Genomic DNA, 20,780 nt, shown 5'->3' with positions numbered 1-20,780 from the left:
TGGACGGGTGCTCTCCGCCGTCGGTCCCCCGGTGACCGTCCGCGTCCCGGCCAAGATCAACCTCCATCTCGCGGTGGGTGACCTGCGCGCGGACGGCTACCACGACCTCGTCACCGTGTTCCAGGCCCTCAACCTGTTCGACGAGATCTCGGTGGTCAGCACCCACACCGGCCGCCACGTGGACCGCATCGGACCCGGCGCCCCCGGGGTGGAGCTGCTCGGCGAGGTCACCGACGCGCAGCGCGCCGAGATCCCGCTGGACGCCTCGAACCTCGCGTGGCGGGCCGCGGTCGCGCTCGCCGAGGTCGCGGGCCGCGAACCCGATGTCCGGATCGGCATCCGCAAGTCCATCCCGGTCGCGGGCGGCATGGCCGGCGGCAGTGCGGACGCCGCCGGCACCCTGCTCGCGCTCACCACGCTGTGGCGGCTCGACCTCGGCCGCGAGGCCCTGATGGAGGTCGCCGCCGACGTCGGCAGCGACGTCGCGTTCGCCCTGCACGGCGGGACCGCGCTGGGCACCGGCCGGGGGGAGAACCTGGTCCCGGTGCTCTCCCGGCACACCTTCCACTGGGTGGTCGCGCTGCAGGACCACGGGCTCTCGACGCCGGCCGTGTTCGGCGAGCTCGACCGGCTGCGCTCGACCTCGACGCCCGAGAGCCCCGTCAAGCGCGTCGGTGACGTCGAGCCGGTGCTCGAGGCGGTGGCGTCCGGGGAGGCGCGCTCGCTGGCCCTGCTGCTGGGCAACGACCTGCAGGCGGCCGCGGTCAGCATGGACCCGGGCCTGCGGCGGACGCTGCGGGCCGGGGTCGCGGCCGGGGCGCTCGCGGGGGTCGTCTCCGGCTCCGGGCCCACCTGCGTCTTCCTCTGCGCGGACGGCCCGTCCGCGGTCCGCGTCGCCGCCGAGCTGTCCGGGGCCGGCGTGTGCCGGACCGTGCGCGTGGCGCACGGCCCCGTCCCCGGAGCCCGCGTGATCGACGGCGACCCCGCCCGCCCGCCCCGCGGCCCCGGCGGCCCGCCCGCGCCGGACCCCGGGCCGAACATGTACGCCTGAGCGGGATTGACGAAGCATCCCATCGAGCACGCCGATAGGGGAGCTCGACCTCCGTCGGAAAGGCAGTCCGTGCCCAACCTGGTCAACCTCGAGAACGTCGCGATCGCCTTCGGCGGGCCCAGGCCCGTGCTCGACGGCGTGTCGCTCGGCGTCGACACCGGCGACCGCGTCGGCGTCGTCGGCCGCAACGGCGGCGGCAAGTCGACCCTGATCTCCATCCTCGCGGGACGGCTCCTTCCCGACGACGGGCGCGTGAGCCCGGTGCGCGGGCTGCGGATGGCCTCGGTGACCCAGCAGTCCCAGCCCGCCGGGGCGACCGTGCGGGCGTCCGTGCTCGGTGGCGAGATCCCCGACCACGAGTGGGCCGCGGACGCGCGGTCCCGCACCGTCGTGGAGGGGCTGCGCCCCGGCGGCGAGCGGGGCCTCGACGCGCCGGTCGACGGGCTCTCCGGCGGGGAGCGCCAGCGGATCGCGCTCGCGGCGGCGCTCGTGCAGGAGCTCGACCTGCTGGTCCTCGACGAGCCCACCAACCACCTCGACGTCGAGGGCGTGCGCTGGCTCGCGGAGCACCTGCTCGCCCGCCGGACCGCGCTCGTCGTCGTGACCCACGACCGCTGGTTCCTCGACACCGTGGCCTCGCGCACGTGGGAGGTGGTCGACGGGCAGGTCGAGCAGTACGAGGGCGGGTACAACGACTGGATCTTCGCCCGGGCCGAGCGGGCGCGGCTCGCGGACGCCGCCGAGCAGCGTCGTCGCAACCTGGCGCGCAAGGAGCTCGCCTGGCTGCGGCGCGGCCCGCAGGCCCGCACCTCCAAGCCGCGCTACCGGGTGGAGGCGGCGGAGGCGCTCATCGCGGACGTCCCCGAGCCCCGCGACTCCGTCGAGCTGGTGACGATGGCCCGCCACCGCCTCGGACGGACCGTGCTCGAGCTCGAGGACGCGACGCTGCGCCTGCCCGACGGCCGCACGCTCGTCGACCGGCAGACCTGGCGGATCGGCCCGGGGGACCGGGTCGGGATCGTCGGGGTCAACGGGTCGGGGAAGACGTCGTTGCTGCGCGCCCTGGCCGGCGAGCGCGACCTGGACGCCGGACAGCGGGTGCAGGGCACGACCGTGCGGCTCGCCCACCTCTCCCAGGACCTCTCCGACCTGCCCCGCGACCGCCGCGTGCTGCAGGCGGTCGAGGACATCGCGGAGCGCGTGTTCATCGGCGGGCGGGAGCACACCGCGTCGGCGCTGGCCGAGCGGTTCGGCTTCCCGGCCGCGCGGCAGTGGACACCGGTCTCGGACCTCTCCGGCGGCGAGCGGCGCCGCCTGCAGCTGGTGCGCCTGCTCGTGACTGAGCCGAACGTGCTCATGCTCGACGAGCCCACCAACGACCTCGACGTCGACACCCTCCAGCAGCTCGAGGACATCCTCGACGGCTGGGCGGGCACGCTCGTCGTCGTCAGCCACGACCGGTACCTCACCGAGCGTGTGTGCGACCGGGTGGTGGCGCTGTTCGGCGACGGGCGGATCACCGATCTGCCCGGCGGCATCGAGGAGTACCTGCGCCGCCGGGACCAGCAGCTCGAGACGTCCGCCGGGCCCCGCCCGGTGGCCTCGTCGTCGACGTCGTCCGGCACGTCGGAGGCCGACAAGCGCGCGGCGCGCAAGGAGATCCAGCGCATCGAGCGCCGCATCGAGAAGCTGGACTCCCGGGAGAAGCAGCTGCACACGCTGCTCGCGGACGCCGCAAACGAGCCGGGGCGGCTGATGGAGCTCGACGCCGAGCTCAAGGGTCTCGTCGCCGAGCGCGAGGGACTCGAGGAGCGGTGGCTGGAGGCCTCGGTCGACTGAACCGACCGTCCTCTCCCGTCCCGTCGCGCTCCAAACCTCCTCGCGGGGTCACGTCGTTCCCCCGACCGGCAGGGCCAGGTTCGGGCGACATCCCGGACGCGGGCGCTGCTGTCCTGTGGACCTCGCACACGGGGACGCACGCGGAGGAGACGAGAGTGTCCAACTGGTTGATCACGGGAGCCGGACGAGGGCTGGGCGCGGAGATCGCCCGTGCCGCGGCTGCGGCGGGACACCACGTGGCGGTGGGGGCGCGCCGCGTCGCCTCGCTCCCCGAGGACCTGCGCGGCCACGAGCGGACGGTCGCGGTGACGATCGACGTCACCGACGAGGCGTCGGTGCGCGACGCGGTGCAGCAGGTGGTCGGCGAGCTGGGCGGGATCGACGTGCTGGTCAACAACGCCGGGCGCGGTCTGCTCGGCGCGCTCGAGGAGATCAGCGACGCCGAGGCGCGCTCGCTGTTCGACGTGAACGTGTTCGGCCTGATCTCGGTGACCCGCGCGGTCCTGCCCACGATGCGGGCGCAGGGCCGCGGCACGATCGTCAACATCGGGTCACGCGCGGGCTTCGAGGGCGAGCCGGGGGCGGCCCTCTACGCCGCGTCCAAGTTCGCCGTCGCCGGGATCAGCGAGGCGCTGGCGGCCGAGATGGAGCCGTTCGGCGTCCGGGCGATGGTCGTGGAGCCGGGGGTCTTCCGGACCGACTTCCTCGACGCGAGCTCACTGGCGACCCCGGCGTCGCGGGTCGACGCGTACGACGGCACCCCGGCGCACGCGACGCTGGACTGGGCGGACGACGCGAACCACACGCAGCTCGGCGACCCGGTCCGGGGCGCCGCCCTGATCGTGGAGGTCGTCGACACCGACAAGCTCCCGACGCACCTGCTGCTCGGTCGCGACGCCTACGAGCGGCACGAGGTCGTGACGGCGAGGCGGGCCGACGATCTCGCCCTCTGGCGCGAGCGGTCGCTGGCCACAGCTCACGAGGACTGAGCGGCCCCGACGGCCTCGCGCAGGTGGGCGAGCCCCGCCTCGGACCCCGGCGTCGCCCGACCCACGTACAGGGTCTGGTCGGCGTCGAAGTTCACCGTGAGTGCCTGGTAGCGCAGGGTGAGCTCGCCGACGAGGGGATGGCGGTAGGTCACGGGGCCGGCGCCGCGTCGATGCACCCGTTGCCGCGACCAGGCGGGCTCGAAGTGGGGGTCGGTCTCCCGGAGCTCACCGATCAGGTCGAGCAGGAGGGGGTCACCGGGATGCCGCCCCGCCTCGAAGCGCAGGCTCGCCGCGACCTGGGTGGCCGCGGTGTCCCAGTCCGGGTAGAGCGCCCGGCCGTGCGGCGAGAGGAAGACCACCCGCGCGGCGTTGCGGTCCCGGGGTGCGAGGGCGTCGAAGTCGACGATCAGCCGGCACGCGAGGCCGTTCCACGCCAGGACGTCGAGGCGCCGGCCGAGGACGAACGCCGGGCGGCCGGCCGCGTCGAAGGTGTCGAGCAGGTCGAGCGTGGCCGCGTGGACCCGCGGCGGACGCGGTCGACGCCCGCGTGCGTGGAGCGGTGGCGCGGCCAGGTCGTGCAGGTGCAGCCGCTCGACGTCGTCGAGACCCAGCGCGCGGGCGAGCGCGTCGAGCACCTGGGGGGAGGCGGTGCGGCTGCGGCCCTGCTCGAGCCGCTTGACGTAGTCGACGCTGACCCCGGCGAGCTCGCCCAGTTCCTCGCGGCGCAGGCCCGGGACACGCCGGGAGCGGCCGTCGACCTCCGGCCCGGGCGCTCCGGCCCGGCGCCGGGCCGCCCTGAGGAAGCCCGCGAGGTCGGGCTGGGCCCCCTCCGTGCGCGAGGTCATCGCCGGCCTCCGCGACTCGCTCCACCCTGCTCCGTCGATGTCCGATCCTAGGAGGGAACACCGTGACCACGCTGCGAGGATCCTGCGACCCGGGGTTCGACCACGTCCGGGCGGCGCTGCAGCGCCGGCTCGACGACGGCGACGAGATCGGCGCGTCGCTGGTGGTCGACCTCGACGGGCACCGTGCCGTCGATCTCCGGGGCGGGTTCCGCGACGCCGGGCGCACGTCGCCCTGGGACGAGCACACCATCACCAACGTCTGGTCGTGCACCAAGATGGTGACCGCTCTCGCGGCGCTGGTCCTCGTCGACCGCGGCGAGCTCGACCTCGACGCCCCGGTCGCCCGCTACTGGCCGGAGTTCGCCGCGCACGGCAAGGGCGGGGTCGAGGTGCGGCACCTGCTCTCGCACACCTCGGGGGTGTCGGGGCTCGAGCCGCCGGCGACGCTCGAGGACTTCTACGACGTGCGCGGGGCGGCCGCCCGGATGGCGGCGCAGGAGCCGTGGTGGACGCCGGGCACGGCCTCGGGGTACCACGTGCTGACCTACGGGCACCTGATCGGCGAGCTCGTCGTCCGCACGACCGGCCGCTCGCTCACCCGGTTCGTCGCCGACGAGATCGCGGAGCCCCTGGGTGCGGACTTCCGGATCGGCGTCCCCGAGGCCGACCGGCCACGGGTGGCCCCGATCGTCCCGCCGTCCGGTAGCGACGTAGCCGACGGGGCCGACCCTGGCCCGCCGTCCGTCGACGGTCCGGCGGCGAAGACCTTCGCCGCGGGTGCCGCCCCGACCGACGCGAACACCCCGCAGTGGCAGCGCGCCGAGCTCGGAGCGGTCAACGGTCACGGGAACGCCGGGTCGCTGGCGCGCATCCTCTCGGTGGTCGCCCGCGGCGGCGAGGTCGACGGGATCCGGCTCCTCGGTCCGCGCACCGTCGAGCGGATCCTCGAACCCCAGGCCGACGGCACCGACCTGGTCCTCGGCATCCCGCTGCGGTGGGGCATCGGGTTCGGCCTCCCACAGCGGCGGACGCTCCCGTGGCTCCCCGACGGGCGGATCGCCTTCTGGGGCGGGTGGGGTGGCTCGATGGTCGTCCTGGACCTCGACCGCCGCATGACGATCTCCTACGTCATGAACCGGATGTCGCCCGGCATCATCGGCTCGGAGCGCAGCGCGGAGTACGTCGCCGCCGTCTACGACGCCGTGACGTCCTGACCGTCGGACGGGGTCAGGTCCCGCGGAGCTCCTGCAGGCGCCCGAGCGCGGCCGCCGAGGGCGAGTGCGGTTCGGCCCGGAGGACGTAGAGGGTCTGGTCCGGGGCGCCCTCCACCCTGAGCGCCTGGTAGGTCACCGTGACCTCGCCGACCACGGGATGGACGATGGTGTGCTCCCCGGACCCGTGGCGACGCACCCGGTGCCGGGCCCAGGCGCGCCGGAACGCCCCGCTGCCCGCCGCGAGTTCCACGACGAGCTCCGCGAGCAGCGGGTCGTCCGGGTGCCGGCCCGACTCGAAGCGCAGGAGGGCTGCCACCCGGTCGGCGAGGTCGTCCCGCTCGTCGGTCCCGGGCGTCAGCAGGACCATCCGGGCCGCGTTGCGTGCCCGGGCGGAGACGGTGGCGAAGTCGACGGCCGCGAGGCGCGAGGCCAGGTCGTTCCAGGCCAGGACGTCGAGTCGGCGCCCGAGCACGAGTGCCGGACGGCTGACGGCATCGAAGGTCTCGAGGAGATCGAGCGCCGCCGGGTGGACGTGCCGGCGGGCCGGGCGACGGTCGCGCCGGCCGCGTCGGGGGAACGCGAGGTCGTGCAGGTGCAGGTACTCGACCTCGCCGAGGTCCAGCGCCCGGGCCAGCGCGTCGATCACCTCGGGCGACGCGTTCCGGCTGCGGCCCTGCTCGAGGCGGGTGACGTACTCGACGCTGACGCCGGCCGCTCTCGCCAGCTCCTCGCGGCGCAGTCCCGGCACCCGCCGTGGGCGTTCCCCGACGTCGGCCGGGGCCCTCGCCCGGGCGCGTGCCGCCCGGAGGAAGCCGGCGAGCCCGCCCGGCCGCGCCGAGGTCACCGGCGCTCGAGCCCGCCCCGTCGGACCAGCTGCGAGGCGATGACCCCCTGCTGGATCTCGTTGGTGCCCTCCCCGACGATCATCAGCGGGGCGTCGCGGAAGTACCGCTCGACGTCGTACTCGGTCGAGTAGCCGTAGCCGCCGTGGATGCGCACGGCGTTCAGGGCGACCTCCATCGCGGTCTCGGAGGCGAACAGCTTGGCCATGCCGGCCTCCATGTCGCTGCGCTGCCCGGCGTCGTAGCGCTCGGCGGCGTGCAGGATCAGCTGCCGCGCCGCCGTCAGCTTCGTCCCCATGTCGGCGAGGTGGTTGCCGACCGACTGGTGCTGCCAGATCGGCTTGCCGAAGCTCTCGCGCTCCTGCGCGTAGCGCAGGGCGTCCTCGAACGCGGCCGTCCCCACCCCGAGCGCCCGGGCGGCGACCTGGATGCGGCCGGTCTCCAGCCCCTTCATCATCTGCGCGAAGCCGCGCCCCTCGGTGTCGCCGAGCAGGGCGTCGGCGGGCACGCGCATGTCGGTGAAGGCCAGCTCGCAGGTCTCGACGCCCTTGTAGCCGAGCTTGTGGAGGTCCTTCGAGACCTCGAGCCCGGGGCCGTGCTCGACCAGCAGGATCGACACGCCGCGGTGCCGGGGCTCGGCGTGCGGGTCGGTCTTGCACATCAGCGCGATCAGCCCGGACCGGCGGGCGTTCGAGATCCAGGTCTTCGAGCCGTTGACGACGTACCCGTCCCCCTCCCGTCGGGCCGTGGTCGTCATGGCCTGCAGGTCCGAGCCGCCGCCGGGCTCGGTGAGCGCCATGGTCGCGCGCAGCTCCCCGGTCGCCATCCGCGGCAGGTAGCGGTCCTGCTGGGCCCGGGTCCCGAACGCGACGAGCAGTTTCGCGACGACGGTGTGGCCGCCCATCGCGCCCGCGAGGCTCATCCAGCCCCGCGCGAGCTCGGCGGTGACGAGCGTGTAGCAGGGCATCGACACGGGCGCCTCGCCCCAGGGCTCGGGCACGGCGAGCCCGTAGATCCCCATCTCCTTCATCTGCTCGATGAGGTCCTCGGGGTAGGTGTCGGCGTGCTCGAGCTCGTTGACCTGCGGCTTGACCTCCTTGTCGACGAACTCGCGGACGAGGTCGACGACGGCCTGTTCCTCGGCGTCCAGCGTGGGCATGGCGAACCTCCTCAGGCCGTGGCGCGCACATCGGGGCGCGCGTCGCTCAGCGCGCGGTGCGCGGTCTCGGGCAGGACCTTGACCAGGACGAGGCCGACGACCAGGGCGATCCCGGCCAGGTAGAGAGCCGGAGCGACGGTGCTCCCGGTCCCCGCGGCCAGCGCAGCCGCCACGAGAGGCGCGGTCCCCGCGATCGGGCCGACCCCGAGGCTGTACGCGAGCGCGGCACCGCTCGACCGGGTCCGCGCCGGGAACAGCTCGACGAGCACGATCGACGACATCACGTTGAGGCCGGCCTGCGGTACGGCGAACAGGCACATGCCGAGGAGCGCGAGCGTGGGTGACCCCGAGCCGACGAGGTACAGGACCGGGACGGCGAGCACGGCATGGCCCAGCGCGCCGCCGATGTAGACGGGCCGCCGTCCGATCCGGTCGGACAGGCGCCCGGCGAGGGGACAGAGCACGACGTAGACGAGCAACGCCACCGAGGCGACCCACAGGGCGGTGGTGCGGGAGCCGCCGACGGACATCGCGTTCGCGAAGTAGGTGGCCAGGTAGTAGAAGCCGACCCCGGTGATCGAGGCGCACGCGAAGGCGATCCACATCGTGCGACGGCCGGTGCGCAGGGCCTCGCGCAGGGGCCGGGCCGGGACATCGTCGTTGCGACGCAACTCCTGGTACACCGGCGTCTCGTCGAGGCGTAGCCGGAGGTAGAGCCCGACGAGACCCAGAGGTGCCGCGAGCAGGAACGGCAGCCGCCAGCCCCAGGCCTGCATCTGGGCCGGCTCGAGCAGCGCCTCGAGCGCGAGGACGGTCACCGTCCCCACGACGATGGCGAGTCCACCGGAGGCGGACACGAGGCTGGCACGAGCACCTCGGCGACCGGCCGGGGCGTACTCGACGAGGAACGCGGAGGCGCTGGTCCACTCTCCGCCCGCCGAGATGCCCTGGACGCAGCGCAGGAGGATGAGCAACACGGGGGCGGCGATCCCGATCGCGGCGTAGGAGGGGAGGAGGGCGATCAGCGTGGTGGCCCCGCTGATCCCGAGGACGGCGGCCGAGAGCGCGACGCGCCGGCCGAACCGGTCCCCGATCGAGCCGAGGACGGCGCCGCCGAGCGGCCGGAACACGAACGCCACGCCGAAGACCCCCAGGGAGGCGAGCAGCGAGGCCGTCGGGTCGACGGAGGGGAAGAAGACGCGGCCGAGGGTGATGGCGACGGCGCCGTAGACGGCGAAGTCGAACCATTCGGTGAAGTTGCCGATGACGGTGGCGACGACGACCGAGCGAGGGGTGGTCGAGGACATGGGGGTGCTCACTTCTCGAAGTCCAGGACGCCGCGGATGATCTTGCCGTCGCGGAGGTCCTGGTAGCCGTCGTTGACCTGGTCGAGCGTGTAGCGCGCGGTGACCAGCTCGTCGAGCTTCAGGCGGCCGGCGTCGTAGAGGCGCAGCAGGCGGACGATGTCGTACTGCGGGTTCGAGGAGCCGAACAGCGTCCCGCGGACGGTCTTCTGGTTGTAGACCATCGCCGACCCGGACAGGTGCACGGTGAGCTTCTCGGGGTTCGCCACCCCGGTGATCACGACGGTGCCGCCCTTGCCGACGACGTCGAAGGCGTCGGTGACCACCTGCTCGTCCATGACGCCGACGACGCACAACGCCTGGTCGGCGCCCTGCCCCCACGTCAGCTCCGCCACCGTCGCCGCGGCCTCGGCGGCGTCGGCGAAGACGTGGGTGGCCCCGAACTCCAGGGCGGTCTCGCGCTTGAAGGCGACCGGGTCGACGCACACCACGTACTTCGCGCCGGCGTGCACGGCGCCCTGCACGGCGTTCATCCCGACGCCGCCGACGCCGTAGATCACCGTGGTGTCCCCGGGGCGTACGTCGCCGGCGTTGACGGCGGTACCCCACCCCGTCGGGACGCCGCACCCGACGAGCACTGCCGTGTCGAGCGGCAGCCAGGGGTCGACCTTGACGCAGGAGGCGTCGGAGACGGTGGCGTACTCGGAGAAGGAGCCGAGCATGCAGAACGCCCCGACCTCCCCCAGGCGGTCGTGGCGCATCCGGAAGGTGCCGTCGGGCATGCTGCCCTCGAGGATCGTGGCGCCCATGTCGCACAGGTTCTGCCGGCCCGTGGAGCAGTAGCGGCAGATGCCGCAGGACGGGGTGAAGCTGCAGACGACGTGGTCGCCGGGGGCGACCTTGGTGACGGCCGAGCCGACCTGCTCGACGACCCCGGCGGCCTCGTGACCGCCGACGATCGGGAACCGGACGATGTTGTCCCCGTCGATCATGTGCAGGTCCGAGTGGCACAGGCCGGACGCGGACATCTTGAGCAGGACCTCGTGGGGTCCCGGCTCGTCGAGCTCCAGCTCGACGATCTCGAACGGCGTGTGCGGTCCGGTGAGGACAGCGGCACGGGTCTTCATCGACTCCTCCTGACCTGATCTTTGATACAAACGAGCCGCCAGCGAGTTGACCTTGGATGGGCTCTGACAAGGTGCGACGGTCTCGCTGGTGACTCCGAGCACCTTCGCATGGTGACAAACTTGTATCAAGGATTTAGTTTGAGGAGGAGCGTCGAGCTCGGACGCTCGAGTCAGGAGGAGCGATGTCCACTACCGCCACGGTCGACCGCCCGTTCCGGGCCGACCTGCTCACCCTCGATCCACCGCGCCTGCTCGGATCGCGGTGCTCGGCGTGCGGAACCACCACGTTCCCGCCCCGCGGCTTCTGCCCGGGATGCCGGTCCGGCGCGGAGCTCGAGACGGTCCCGCTGACGACCGAGGGGCGCATCTGCTCCTTCACGGTCGTGCGGCAGGCGCCCCCGGGCGTCGAGGTGCCGTACGTCCTCGCCCAGGTGGACCTGCGCTCGGACGAGGTGCGCCTGATGGCGATCGTCGTCGGCGTCGCGCCCGAGCGGGTGGCCCTCGACCAGCCGGTGGCGCTCGAGCTCCACCCCGTCGGGACCGCCGACGACGGCACCACCCTGCTCGGTTACCGCTTCCGCGCCCGCACCGAGGAGGTGGCGGCATGACGCTCGCGCCCGCCCACGTCGCCGGGGTCGGCATGATCCGCTTCGGCAAGTACCCCGCGGACGTCACGCTCGAGGACATGGCGGCCCGGGCCGCGCGTACGGCGCTGGAGGATGCCGGCGCCGGGCTCGACGCGGTCGACGGCCTGTACGTGGGTCACGTCTTCGGCGGTCCGGTCGCGGGGCAGCGCATCGCCGCGCAGCTCGGGCTCGACGGTCGCCCGGTCTCCAACCACGAGAACTACTGCGCCAGCGGGGCCACCGCGGTCCGCGAGGCGTGGGTGGCCCTCGCCGCCGGGCTGCACGACGTGGCCCTCGTGATCGGCGTCGAGAAGATGACCGACCGGGTCGCCGGTGGCGTCCGCCCGGACCCGGGGGACCTCGACGCCGCCGTCGGCTACGTCATGGCCGCCGGGCACGCGATGAGCGCCCGGCGGTACATGGCCGACCACGGCGCCACCCGCGACCAGATCGCGGCGGTGGCGGTGAAGAACCACGCGCACTCGGTGCACAACCCCTACGCGCAGTACCAGAAGCCCATCGACCTGCAGCAGGTCCTCGACGCCCGCCCGATCGCCGAACCCCTGGGCCTGCTCGACTGCAGCCCGATCTCCGACGGCGCGGCCGCGGTGCTGCTGTGCAGCCCAGCCGGGCTGCGTCGGCTGGGCATCACCGCGTCGACCCCGCGGGTGCTCGGCGTGGGGTTGGTCAGCGGGTCGGTCCAGGCCGGGCTCGGCGACCCGAACGCCGAGGACGTCTCCCGCCGGGCGGGGGAGCAGGCGTGGGAACTCTCCGGGGTGGGGCCCGACGACGTGGACCTCGTCGAGATGCACGACTGCTTCACCATCGCCGAGATCGTGCGCATGGAGGGCCTCGGCCTCGTTCCACGCGGCGACGGCGCGGCCTGGACGGCCGCCGGACACACCGCCCTCGGGGGCCGGCTGCCGGTCAACCCGTCCGGCGGCCTGCTGTCCCGCGGCCACCCGGTGGGGGCCACCGGTGCGGCCCAGGTGTGCGAGCTGACCTGGCAGCTCCGCGGTGACGCGGGTGGCCGGCAGGTCGAGGGCGCCCGCACCGGACTCGCCTACTGCAAGGGCGGCACCGTGAACGGGACGGACGGGGGCTCGGTGACCACCGTGGTGATGAGCCGATGACCGGCATGCTCGACGACCGCCGGGACCTCGTCGCGGGCGTGCTGGGCGACGGTGCCCTCGTCCCGACCGTCCGCGAGGCGCTCGACGGCGTGAGCCCCGGCCTCACCCGGGCGTTCTGCGTCGTCCCCCGGGTCCCGGGCCCGGCGTCCCTGGGCGACCTGGACGACGTGCGGCTCGACCGCGAGGTGGGCGACGCCCTCGTCGACGCCCTCGAGCAGGTGCAGCGGGCGGTGGGGGCGCTCACCGCCGGTGGGCGACTCGTGCTCGTCCTCCCGCACGCCCCGCTGATGGGCCTCGCCGACGGCGCGGCGGCCTCGGCGGTCACCAACGGCGTGCTGTCGATGGCCCGCACGCTCGCGATCGAGCTGGCGCGTGACGGGATCACCGTCAACGTCCTCGCCGTCGACCCGGCCGCGCCGTCGGTCCGGGCGCTCGCCGTCGCACTCGACGCCCTGCTGTCCGAGGGCGGCGCGGACGTCACCGGCCAGGAGATCTCCCTGACCGCCGGCACCGACCTGGGGAGGCTGCGGCCGTGAGCACCCACGCACCCGTCGCACTGGTGACCGGAGGGGCCGGCGGCATCGGCCGGGCGATCGTCGCCCGGCTCGCCGAGAGCGGGCACCGCGTCGTCGTCGCCGACCTCGACCGGGAGGCGGTGCACGACACCGCCACGGCGGTCCCTGGCGCCGTCGGTGTCGTGCTCGACGTCACCGACCCGGCGTCGCGAACCGCCGCGATCCGGACCTGCGCGGACCTCGGCGGCCCGCAGGTCCTCGTGAACTGCGCGGGCGTCCTGCGCGACGCCCGGGTGGCCAAGCTCGACCCCGCCGACTTCCGGCGGCTGCAGGAGGTCAACCTCCTGGGCCCGCTGGCCCTCACCCGGCTCGCGGCCCGGGAGATGGCCCACCGGGGTGGGGGAGCGGTGGTCAACCTCGCGTCGCGGGCCTGGCTGGGCACGTTCGGCTCGACGGCCTACTCCACCGCGAAGGGCGGGCTGGTCGGCGCCACCCGCAGCCTCGCCATCGAGCTGGGTCCGCAGGGGATCACCGTGAACGCGGTCGCGCCGGGCTTCGTCGAGACCGCGATGACCGACGGCCTCCCGCCGGAGATCCGCCGCCGGACCCTCGACGCCATCCCCGTCGGCCGCGCCGGACGTCCCGACGACGTCGCGGACGCCGTCGCCTACCTGGCCGGCGCCTCCTACGTCACCGGCCAGGTCCTCCCGGTCTGCGGCGGCCGCAGCGTCGCCGACCCGTACGCCGCCTGACGCGGCCCCACCCGGCCCATCCGAAGGAGAAGTCATGCCCGGACCCCTCGACGGGATCCGTGTCGTCGAGTTCGGCGGCCTCGGCCCGGCCCCGTTCGCCGCGATGGTGCTGGCGGACGCCGGCGCCGACGTGGTGCGGATCGACCGCCCGGCCGGGCCGGTCGACGGCGGCGCGCTGCTGCGCGGGCGACCGTGGATCGGGCTCGACCTCAAGTCCGACGCCGGCCTCACGACCGCCCGCGCCCTCGTGGACCGCGCCGACGTCCTGCTGGAGGGCTTTCGGCCGGGCGTGATGGAGCGACTCGGTCTCGGGCCGGAACCCTGCTGCGCTGCGAACCCCGGCCTGGTCTACGGGCGCATGACCGGGTGGGGCCAGGACGGCCCGCGCGCCCACCAGGCGGGACACGACATCAACTACCTGGCCCTGACCGGCGCGCTGCGCTCGATCGCCCGACGGGGCGAGGCGCCGGTGCCGCCGCTCAACCTCGTCGGCGACTACGGGGGCGGCGGCATGCTGCTCGCGGTCGGGGTGCTCACGGCGCTGCTCGCCCGTGGACGCGACGGCCGCACCGGCCGGGGCCAGGTCGTCGACGCCGCCATGGTCGACGGCGTCAGCCTGCTCATGACCGGCATCTGGAGCCGCGCCGCCCAGGGCCGGTGGCAGGGGGAGCCCGGGACCAATGACATCGACACCGGCGCCCCCTTCTACGACGTCTACGCGACCGCGGACGGGGAGTACATGGCCGTCGGCAGCATCGAGCCGGCGTTCTGGCGGGCGCTGCTCGCGGGGCTCGGGATCGACCCGGCCGAGGTCGGGGAGCAGTGGGACCGCGCGCGGTGGCCGGAGACCAAGCGACGGATCGCCGCCGCCTTCGGCGTCCGGACCCGGGCCGAGTGGACCGAGCGGTTCGACGGCGTCGACGCCTGCGTCACACCCGTGCTGAGCATGGCGGAGGCCGCGGTCGACGAACACCTGACGGCGCGGGGGACCCTCGTGCCCGACGACGACGGCCACCCCGGGCCGGCCCCGGCGCCGCGCCTCTCGGGCACACCGCTGGGCGCCGGGGACCCGGCCGACCTCGACTCCGCACTCCGACGGTGGGACGTCGCGGCGCCGGTGGGTGCCGCGTGACCGCCGACCGGACGCCGACGATGCTGATACGTTATCCGGATCGTGGCGGGCGGGAGGCGGACGTGACGGGACGCCGGCGCGACCGGCCGGTGATCCAGCGGCGGCGCAGCGGACTCGAGGTCGCGGAGTACATCCGCAGCATGATCTTCGACGGCTCCCTGGCCGGCGGGCAGCGCGTCCCCCAGGACACGATCGCCTCCGACCTGGGCGTCAGCCGGCTCCCGGTGCGCGAGGCCCTCATCGCCCTCGAGGACGACGGACTGGTGGCCTCGGAGCCGCACCGCGGCACCTACGTGGTCCCGATCCGGGCCGAGGACATCGAGGACCACTACCGCATCTACGGGATGGCCCAGGGCCTGGCCGCGGCCGGCGCCGCGCGGCGCATCACCGCCCCGGTGCTCGAGCGGCTGGACGACCTGCACGCGCAGATGGTCGCCAGCGAGGACCACGAGCTCCTGCACGACCTGAACTGGGAGTTCCACTCCCTGATCAACCACACCGGGGCGAGCCGGCGCACCCTCTCGGTCCTGCGCCACCTCTCGCGGAACCTGCCCCGCGAGGTCTACAGCCTGCCCGCGGCCGCCAGCCGCCAGGCCAACGAGGAGCACGCCGCGATCGTCGCGGCCCTGCGCGCCGGGGACGCGCGCGAGGCGGACCGGGCCAATCGCGAGCACATGCAGCACGAGGGCGACCAGGTCGTGGCGGCGCTCAAGCGCTCCGGCGTCCTCAGCGACTGACCGGCGCCTCCGCGCGCCGCCCGAACCCCGTCCGATCCCAGGGAAGATCCATGATGACGCACGCCCGGCCGCCGGTGGTCGACACCGCGGCCCCCCACCCCACGCTCGTCGCCGCCCTCGACGCCGCTCCCGCCGACGACGAGGCGGTGGTCGGCGGGGAAGGTCGGCTCACCTACGCCGAGCTGCGGGAGCGGACCGCGCAGCTCGCCGCCGACCTCCTCCGGCGCGGCCTGCACCGGGGGGACCGCGTGGCGGTCCTGCTCCCCAACGGGGTGCGGTGGATCGTCGCCGCGCTCGCCGCCCACCGCGCCGGCCTGACGGTCGTCCCCCTGAACACCTGGTACCGCGCGGCCGAGCTCGAGCACGTGCTCGAGGAGGCCGCGGTGGCGCTCGTCGTCACCGACCGCGCCGTGTTCGGCCGCGACACCGTCGCGGAGCTGCGCGACGCGGGCTTCCCCGGTCCCGGGCAGGACGTGCTGGTGTGGGCGGCCGAGGACCCCCTCCCGCACGGCGTGCCGGGCGACGGGCCGACCACAGACCTTCCTGGCCCGGAACCCGGGGACCTGGCGTGGATCCTCTTCACCAGCGGCAGCACCGCCCGTCCCAAGCCGGTCCCGCTCGAGCACGGCACGCTGATGGCGAACACCCGGGAGATCGCCCGCCGTCAGCACCTGGAGCGCGGCGACCGGCTCTGGCTCGGCGCCCCGCTGTTCTTCGGCTACGGGTGCTCGAACGCCCTGCCCGTCGCCCTCGGCGTCGGGGCCACCCTGTGTCTCGAACCGCGGATCGACGGGGAGGAGTCCCTGGCGTTCATCGCCCGGGAGCGCTGCACGGTCTACTACGGCTTCGGCGCCGCCACCCGGGTGCTGCTCGCCGCCCCGTCGTTCGGCGAGCACGACCTCTCCTCGCTGCGCACCGGGACGACGGGCTTCAGCGCCGAGGAGAAGCGCCTGGCCATCGACGAGCTCGGTGTCGCCGAGGTGTGCAGCGTCTACGGCCTCTCCGAGGCGTACGGCCACTCGGCCATGTCCGACGCGCACGACCCGCGCGAGGTCCGGCTGCAGACCAGCGGCACCGCGCTCCCCACCCAGGAACTCCGGGTGTGCGACGAGTCCGGGACCCCGGCGCCGTCCGGCACGACCGGCGAGATCGAGGTCCGGGGCGCCGTCATCCGCGGCTACCTCGATCGCCCCGACCTCGACGACGGCGTCTTCCGGCCCGGCGGCTGGATGCGCACCGGCGACCTCGGCGTCCTGGACGACGACGGCCGCCTCACGGTGGTCGGTCGGCGCAAGGAGATGCTCAAGGTCAAGGGCATCAACATCGCGCCCCTGGAGGTCGAGGACCTGCTCGTCGCTCACCCCGACGTGAGCGAGGCGTACGTGGTCGGGCTGCCGGACGCGGCGGGCGACGAGGTCATGGTGGCGGCGGTGGTCGCCTCCCGGGACGTGCCCGACCTCCCCGACTCCCTGGTCGCCTGGATCCGCGGCCGGGCGGCCAGCTACAAGGTCCCGTCCCGCATCGTGCTGCTCGCGAGCGGGGACGTGCCGCTGACCAGCACCGGAAAGGTCAGCAAGAAGCTCCTGCGCGAGCAGCTGGGGGGTGCGTGATGACGGTGCACACCCTCGCCGGGGGCATCGGCTTCACGGAGGGCCCGCTGGCCACCCGCGACGGGCGGCTGTTCGTGGTGTCGCTCTCCCGGGGACTCGTCGTCGAGATCGACCCCGACGGCGGCGTGCTCGGGGAGATCGAGATCGGAGGCGGCCCGAACGGGCTCGCCGAGGACGCGGACGGCCGGATCTGGGTCGCGCAGAACGGCGGCGCGGTCCGCGCGAGCCGCTCCTCCCGGCCGACCCGGCCGGGCCTCCAGAGCGTCGAGGGACCCGGCGGCGTCGTCGTCGACGTCCCGATCCCCGGGACCCGGGCCCCGAATGACCTCGTCGCCGGCCCGGACGGCCGCCTCTGGTTCACCGACCCCGGACCCCCGGGCGACACCGGTCACGGGCGGGTGCTCGCGCACGACCCGGCGGCGGGCACCACGGAGACCTTGCTGGACGAGCAGGACTTCCCGAACGGGCTCGTCTTCGATGCCGCCACCGACACCCTGCACCTCGCCCACACCGACGCCGGGTGCATCACCGCCCACCACTGGGACGGCAGCCGCCTCGAGTCGACCGGCCGGTCCGTGTCCCTGCCCGAGGGCGGACCGGACGGGCTCGCCCTGGACGCCCGGGGCCTGCTCTACGCCGCCTCTCCCACCGCCGACGCCGTGTTCGTGCTCTCCGCCGACGGGGACCTGCACCGCCGGATCGACTTCGACGGGCCCACCTTCCCGACGAACCTGTGCCTGGCCGGCCCCCGTCACGACCGGTTGGTGGTCACGGCGGCCAAGGGCGGCCGGGTGCTCGCGCTCCCGGTCGACCCGACCGGGTGAGGGCGGCGCCGGCCAGCCATGCGGTCGCAGAGCACCAGCCGGGACGGCGGGTCGCGTCGAGCGCGGACCTGGACTGGGCGGCGCCCCTGGTGCAGGTCGTCGACCAACCCGCGGCCGCGGCGGAGTTCGAGACGACCCCGACCCCGGACCTCGGCGTGGTCATGGTGCTGCGGGGGACGTTCCGGCTGGAGTCGCGGACCCGGGGGCGGTGGCGGTCGGCGCGGTACCGTCCGGGCGTCGTCGGGGTCACCGCGCCGGACCGTCGAGACGTCCTGCGCTGGCGGGACTCCGGGGGTGGGCCACGGAGCACGCTCCACGTGCACGTGCCCGTCGAGCTGCTCGAGGAGATCCGCGAGGGACTTCCCCGGCCCGGGCGTCTCCGCCCGATCGCCGACCTCGATGTGCTGCACCTGGTCGACCCGGTCGTCTCGGCGACGCTTGGGACGCTGGACACCGCCCTGCGACGCGGGGCCGGGTCGGTGGTGGCCGAGTCGCTCGCCCAGGCGCTCGGCGCCCAGCTGCTGCTCGGCTCGTCGGGCGAGGTCGATGCGCGCGACGTCGGCCCGCCGGGACGCTTGTCGACGAGGACGCTCGGGGACGTGGTGGACCACCTGCACGCGCACCTCGGCGAGCGGGTCACGCTGGACGACATGGCGCGCCAGGCGAACCTGAGCCGGTTCCACTTCCTGCGCCTGTTCGCGGCGACGACCGGGACGACGCCCCACCGCTACCTGACGGACCTGCGCATGGAGCGGGCGGCCGAGATGCTCCGCTCCGGCCGGTACGGCGTCGCGGCCGTGGCGGCGAGCTGCGGCTACGCGAGCACCAGCGGGTTCACCGCCGTCTTCCGCGAGCGGTACGGCTGCACACCCGGGACCTTCGCGGGCACCTGACCGACCGCTCAGCCCGGGTCGGCCCCGCCACGCAGCGCCAGCTCCTCGACGTCGAGCTCGCTCTGCACACGGAGCAGGACCTGGTCGTCGATGACGGCGGCGTCGCGCAACCGGAGCAGGGTGCGTCGTCGCGCCTGCACCAGGGCGAGCCGCAGGTCGTGCTCGCGGTCGGCACCGACCGGCTCCGGTGGGGGCCGGCGCCGGCGCTCCTCCTCGACGCGCAGGCGGGCCACGACGTCCTCGGGGATCCCACGCTCCTCGGCGAGCCGGGGCAGGTCGGCCAGCGCCGCGTCCGCCATGCGTTCGTACGCCAGCGCGATCTCGTCATCGACCGCGGTGTCCGGGTCGTACCGGGCGGCGCGGACGACGGCGGGGAGGGTCAGGCCCTGTCCCACCAGGGTCACGAGGATGACGCCGAAGGTGACGACGAGCAGCAGGTCGCGGTGCGGGAATGGGGCCCCGTCGACCGTCGTGAGCGGCACGGCGAGGGCGATCGCGAGCGACACCGCGCCGCGGAAGCCCGCCCATGCGAGGGGGAGGCGTTGCCGCGCCCCGATCCTCCGGGTGCGCTGGCCCGGTCGGCGGTCCAGCGCCCGCACCAGGTAGGGGACGGCGTTCATCCACACCAGTCGCGTCACCACGACCACGGCCGACACGAGCGCCGCTGCCGCCAGGGCGAACCCCGGCGTGGCGGACACCGAGGCGAGCGCCGCCGGGAGCTGCAGTCCGATGAGCAGGAACAGCGTGGCGTTGAGGAGGAAGGTGACGATCTGCCAGAAGGCGTGGGCCTGGAGCCGGGTGTCGGCGCCGATGGACCGCGGGCCGAGTCGGCTGAGGACCAGGCCGCAGACGACGACGGCGAGGACCCCGGACGCGTGGACCTCCTCGGCGAGCAGGAAGGCCGCGAACGGGGTGAGCACGCTGACGACGTTCTGGGTGAGCGCGTCGGGTGCCACGCGCCGGGCGAGCATGGCCAGCCGAGCCAGGAGCACGCCGATCGCGATCCCGCCGAGGTAGGAGAGCGCGAAGTCCCCGAGCACGTTCGGCGTGGAGAACGGCTCCGCGCCGCTCGCGACGGCCACGGCCGCCGCGAAGAGCACGAACGCGGTCCCGTCGTTGACCAGGCTCTCCGCCCGCAGCATCGTCAGCTGCCGGCGGGGCAGGTGGACCCCGACCGCGGCGACGGCGGTCGCGTCCGTCGGGGCGACGATCGCGCCGAGGACGAAGCCGACCGGCCAGCTCAGTCCGAGCACCACGTGCGCCGCGGCCGCCACGGTGGCTGCGGTCGCGAGCACCAGGAAGACCGACGAGAGCACGACCGTCCGCAGGTCGGCGCGGATGGCCTGCAGGGACGTGGTCAGCGACTCCCAGTAGAGCAGCGCCGGGAGGAAGAGCAGGACGACGAGCTCGGGCGGGACGCGGAGTGCGGCCGTCGCCGGGACGGCCGCGAGAGCGGCGCCGGCGACGAGCAGGAGGATCGGTCCGTTGACGCCGGTGCGCCGGGCGACGACCTGCGCTATCAGGATGGCGACGCCGAAGAGCACCAGGACGGTGAGCCCCGCCGGGTCGTACACGCGCGCCCTCCCCGGAGTCGTCCCGGGCGGACCCTAGGTGCGCCGAGGTCGGCATGGACCTCGCGATCGTGCGCAGGAGGTGCTCGATGTTGCTGCCTCGCTCAGGCCTCCCGGGTTTGCCGATCGGCCCGGATCGCCGAACACCGGCCCCGTGAGCGACGACGACTACGTCCACTGGCAGGACGTCACCACGCGCTGGAACGACGACGACGCCTACGGGCACCTCAACAACGTGGTGCACCACGACATCATGGACAGCGTCGTCAACCGCTGGATGGTCGAGAACGGCTGCCTCGACCCCCACCACGGCGACACCGTCGGGCTCGTCAAGCAGGTGCACTGCGAGTACCGGGCGCAAGCCGGGTTCCCCGACGTGGTCTCGGTCGGCCTGCGGGTCGGAGAGCTCGGGCGGTCGAGCGTGCGGTTCGAGGTCGGCATGCGCCGTCCCGACGGCGAGCTCTTCTTCGAGGGCACCTTCACCCAGGTCTTCATCGACCGCGCGAGCGAGGAGACGGTCCCCATCGAGGGCGAGCGGCGGACCGCGCTGGAGTCATTGCAGCTTCCCTGACGAGGTCGCGCCAGCCGAACGACGCGGATTCGATGTCTTGCCCGTT

The 20,780-nt window shown here is 74.3% G+C and carries 20 protein-coding genes; 14 read left to right on the top strand and 6 right to left on the bottom strand.

Annotated elements, in window-relative coordinates; translation table 11 throughout:
* Positions 1-7: 7 nt before the first annotated feature.
* The 3 genes from WCD74_RS10515 (at position 8) to WCD74_RS10505 (ending at position 3,879) form a co-directional block, all read left to right on the top strand.
* Positions 8-1,051: a 4-(cytidine 5'-diphospho)-2-C-methyl-D-erythritol kinase gene (locus WCD74_RS10515; protein ID WP_337694812.1), complete on the top strand. Its 1,044-nt coding sequence runs from the start codon at positions 8-10 to the stop codon at positions 1,049-1,051.
* A 69-nt stretch (positions 1,052-1,120) separates the two neighbouring features.
* Positions 1,121-2,890 carry an ABC-F family ATP-binding cassette domain-containing protein gene (locus WCD74_RS10510; RefSeq protein WP_337694811.1) on the top strand — a complete coding sequence of 590 codons (1,770 nt, stop codon included), beginning with the start codon at positions 1,121-1,123 and terminating at the stop codon, positions 2,888-2,890.
* A gap of 155 nt (positions 2,891-3,045) precedes the next feature.
* Positions 3,046-3,879 (top strand): SDR family oxidoreductase, encoded by an 834-nt coding sequence (locus tag WCD74_RS10505; RefSeq protein WP_337694810.1) that lies wholly within the window; start codon positions 3,046-3,048, stop codon positions 3,877-3,879.
* Here WCD74_RS10505 and WCD74_RS10500 read toward each other — a convergent pair.
* Positions 3,867-4,724 carry a helix-turn-helix transcriptional regulator gene (locus tag WCD74_RS10500; protein WP_337694809.1) on the bottom strand — a complete coding sequence of 286 codons (858 nt, stop codon included), beginning with the start codon at positions 4,722-4,724 and terminating at the stop codon, positions 3,867-3,869. The genes WCD74_RS10505 and WCD74_RS10500 overlap by 13 nt on opposite strands.
* A 62-nt stretch (positions 4,725-4,786) precedes the next feature.
* Here WCD74_RS10500 and WCD74_RS10495 point away from each other — a divergent pair, with 62 nt between their 5' ends.
* Positions 4,787-5,938 carry a serine hydrolase domain-containing protein gene (locus WCD74_RS10495; RefSeq protein ID WP_337694808.1) on the top strand — a complete coding sequence of 384 codons (1,152 nt, stop codon included), beginning with the start codon at positions 4,787-4,789 and terminating at the stop codon, positions 5,936-5,938.
* Positions 5,939-5,951: 13 nt separating this feature from the next.
* Here WCD74_RS10495 and WCD74_RS10490 read toward each other — a convergent pair whose 3' ends face one another.
* The 4 genes from WCD74_RS10490 to WCD74_RS10475 are packed head-to-tail and all read right to left on the bottom strand — an operon-like array spanning position 5,952 to position 10,370.
* Entirely contained in the window at positions 5,952-6,782 is an 831-nt protein-coding gene (locus tag WCD74_RS10490) for a helix-turn-helix domain-containing protein (protein WP_337694807.1), read from the bottom strand.
* Positions 6,779-7,939, bottom strand: a complete 1,161-nt coding sequence (locus WCD74_RS10485; RefSeq protein WP_337694806.1) for an acyl-CoA dehydrogenase family protein — start codon at positions 7,937-7,939, stop codon at positions 6,779-6,781. The genes WCD74_RS10490 and WCD74_RS10485 overlap by 4 nt, the downstream gene beginning before the upstream one ends.
* Positions 7,940-7,950: 11 nt before the next feature.
* Positions 7,951-9,246: an MFS transporter gene (locus WCD74_RS10480; RefSeq protein ID WP_337694805.1), complete on the bottom strand. Its 1,296-nt coding sequence runs from the start codon at positions 9,244-9,246 to the stop codon at positions 7,951-7,953.
* An 8-nt stretch (positions 9,247-9,254) separates the two neighbouring features.
* Positions 9,255-10,370 carry an NDMA-dependent alcohol dehydrogenase gene (locus WCD74_RS10475; protein ID WP_337694804.1) on the bottom strand — a complete coding sequence of 372 codons (1,116 nt, stop codon included), beginning with the start codon at positions 10,368-10,370 and terminating at the stop codon, positions 9,255-9,257.
* Between the two features lie 182 nt (positions 10,371-10,552).
* Between WCD74_RS10475 and WCD74_RS10470 the strand changes: the two genes are divergently transcribed.
* From WCD74_RS10470 to WCD74_RS10430, 9 genes are all read left to right on the top strand, one after another.
* Entirely contained in the window at positions 10,553-10,978 is a 426-nt protein-coding gene (locus WCD74_RS10470; protein WP_337694803.1) for a Zn-ribbon domain-containing OB-fold protein, read from the top strand.
* Positions 10,975-12,129, top strand: a complete 1,155-nt coding sequence (locus WCD74_RS10465; protein ID WP_337694802.1) for a thiolase family protein — start codon at positions 10,975-10,977, stop codon at positions 12,127-12,129. The genes WCD74_RS10470 and WCD74_RS10465 overlap by 4 nt, the downstream gene beginning before the upstream one ends.
* Entirely contained in the window at positions 12,126-12,665 is a 540-nt protein-coding gene (locus WCD74_RS10460) for an SDR family NAD(P)-dependent oxidoreductase (RefSeq protein WP_337694801.1), read from the top strand. Before WCD74_RS10465 ends, WCD74_RS10460 begins: the two co-directional genes overlap by 4 nt.
* Entirely contained in the window at positions 12,662-13,396 is a 735-nt protein-coding gene (locus tag WCD74_RS10455) for an SDR family NAD(P)-dependent oxidoreductase (protein WP_337694800.1), read from the top strand. The genes WCD74_RS10460 and WCD74_RS10455 overlap by 4 nt, the downstream gene beginning before the upstream one ends.
* Positions 13,397-13,430: 34 nt before the next feature.
* On the top strand, positions 13,431-14,528 hold the full coding sequence (locus WCD74_RS10450; RefSeq protein WP_337694799.1) for a CaiB/BaiF CoA transferase family protein: 1,098 nt from the start codon (positions 13,431-13,433) through the stop codon (positions 14,526-14,528).
* A 62-nt stretch (positions 14,529-14,590) separates the two neighbouring features.
* Positions 14,591-15,265: a GntR family transcriptional regulator gene (locus tag WCD74_RS10445; RefSeq protein ID WP_337694798.1), complete on the top strand. Its 675-nt coding sequence runs from the start codon at positions 14,591-14,593 to the stop codon at positions 15,263-15,265.
* A 50-nt stretch (positions 15,266-15,315) separates the two neighbouring features.
* A complete protein-coding gene (locus WCD74_RS10440; RefSeq protein WP_337694797.1) occupies positions 15,316-16,875 on the top strand; it encodes a class I adenylate-forming enzyme family protein in 1,560 nt (519 codons plus the stop codon).
* Positions 16,875-17,699: an SMP-30/gluconolactonase/LRE family protein gene (locus WCD74_RS10435; RefSeq protein WP_337694796.1), complete on the top strand. Its 825-nt coding sequence runs from the start codon at positions 16,875-16,877 to the stop codon at positions 17,697-17,699. Before WCD74_RS10440 ends, WCD74_RS10435 begins: the two co-directional genes overlap by 1 nt.
* Positions 17,696-18,592: a helix-turn-helix transcriptional regulator gene (locus WCD74_RS10430; protein WP_337694795.1), complete on the top strand. Its 897-nt coding sequence runs from the start codon at positions 17,696-17,698 to the stop codon at positions 18,590-18,592. The genes WCD74_RS10435 and WCD74_RS10430 overlap by 4 nt, the downstream gene beginning before the upstream one ends.
* An 8-nt stretch (positions 18,593-18,600) precedes the next feature.
* Here the strand turns inward: WCD74_RS10430 and WCD74_RS10425 are convergent, their stop codons facing one another.
* Positions 18,601-20,166, bottom strand: a complete 1,566-nt coding sequence (locus WCD74_RS10425; protein ID WP_337694794.1) for a Na+/H+ antiporter — start codon at positions 20,164-20,166, stop codon at positions 18,601-18,603.
* A 151-nt stretch (positions 20,167-20,317) separates the two neighbouring features.
* Between WCD74_RS10425 and WCD74_RS10420 the strand changes: the two genes are divergently transcribed.
* The gene (locus WCD74_RS10420; RefSeq protein ID WP_337694793.1) at positions 20,318-20,734 is read left to right on the top strand and encodes an acyl-CoA thioesterase; all 417 of its coding nucleotides are present in this window, start codon (positions 20,318-20,320) and stop codon (positions 20,732-20,734) included.
* Positions 20,735-20,780 lie beyond the last annotated feature (46 nt).

Source organism: Actinomycetospora aurantiaca (assembly GCF_037401875.1).
Classification (GTDB): domain Bacteria; phylum Actinomycetota; class Actinomycetes; order Mycobacteriales; family Pseudonocardiaceae; genus Actinomycetospora; species Actinomycetospora aurantiaca.
Note: the sequence above shows the minus strand (reverse complement) of the source record. Positions and strands in the feature narration are given on the sequence as shown.

Excerpts from the sequence above, each read along its gene's own strand:
- WCD74_RS10500 (WP_337694809.1), bottom strand. The coding sequence starts at position 4,724 with ATGACCTCGCGCACGGAGGGGGCCCAGCCCGACCTCGCGGGCTTCCTC.
- WCD74_RS10485 (WP_337694806.1), bottom strand. The coding sequence starts at position 7,939 with ATGCCCACGCTGGACGCCGAGGAACAGGCCGTCGTCGACCTCGTCCGC.
- WCD74_RS10480 (WP_337694805.1), bottom strand. The coding sequence starts at position 9,246 with ATGTCCTCGACCACCCCTCGCTCGGTCGTCGTCGCCACCGTCATCGGC.
- WCD74_RS10475 (WP_337694804.1), bottom strand. The coding sequence starts at position 10,370 with ATGAAGACCCGTGCCGCTGTCCTCACCGGACCGCACACGCCGTTCGAG.
- WCD74_RS10470 (WP_337694803.1), top strand. The coding sequence starts at position 10,553 with ATGTCCACTACCGCCACGGTCGACCGCCCGTTCCGGGCCGACCTGCTC.
- WCD74_RS10465 (WP_337694802.1), top strand. The coding sequence starts at position 10,975 with ATGACGCTCGCGCCCGCCCACGTCGCCGGGGTCGGCATGATCCGCTTC.
- WCD74_RS10460 (WP_337694801.1), top strand. The coding sequence starts at position 12,126 with ATGACCGGCATGCTCGACGACCGCCGGGACCTCGTCGCGGGCGTGCTG.
- WCD74_RS10450 (WP_337694799.1), top strand. The coding sequence starts at position 13,431 with ATGCCCGGACCCCTCGACGGGATCCGTGTCGTCGAGTTCGGCGGCCTC.
- WCD74_RS10440 (WP_337694797.1), top strand. The coding sequence starts at position 15,316 with ATGATGACGCACGCCCGGCCGCCGGTGGTCGACACCGCGGCCCCCCAC.
- WCD74_RS10435 (WP_337694796.1), top strand. The coding sequence starts at position 16,875 with ATGACGGTGCACACCCTCGCCGGGGGCATCGGCTTCACGGAGGGCCCG.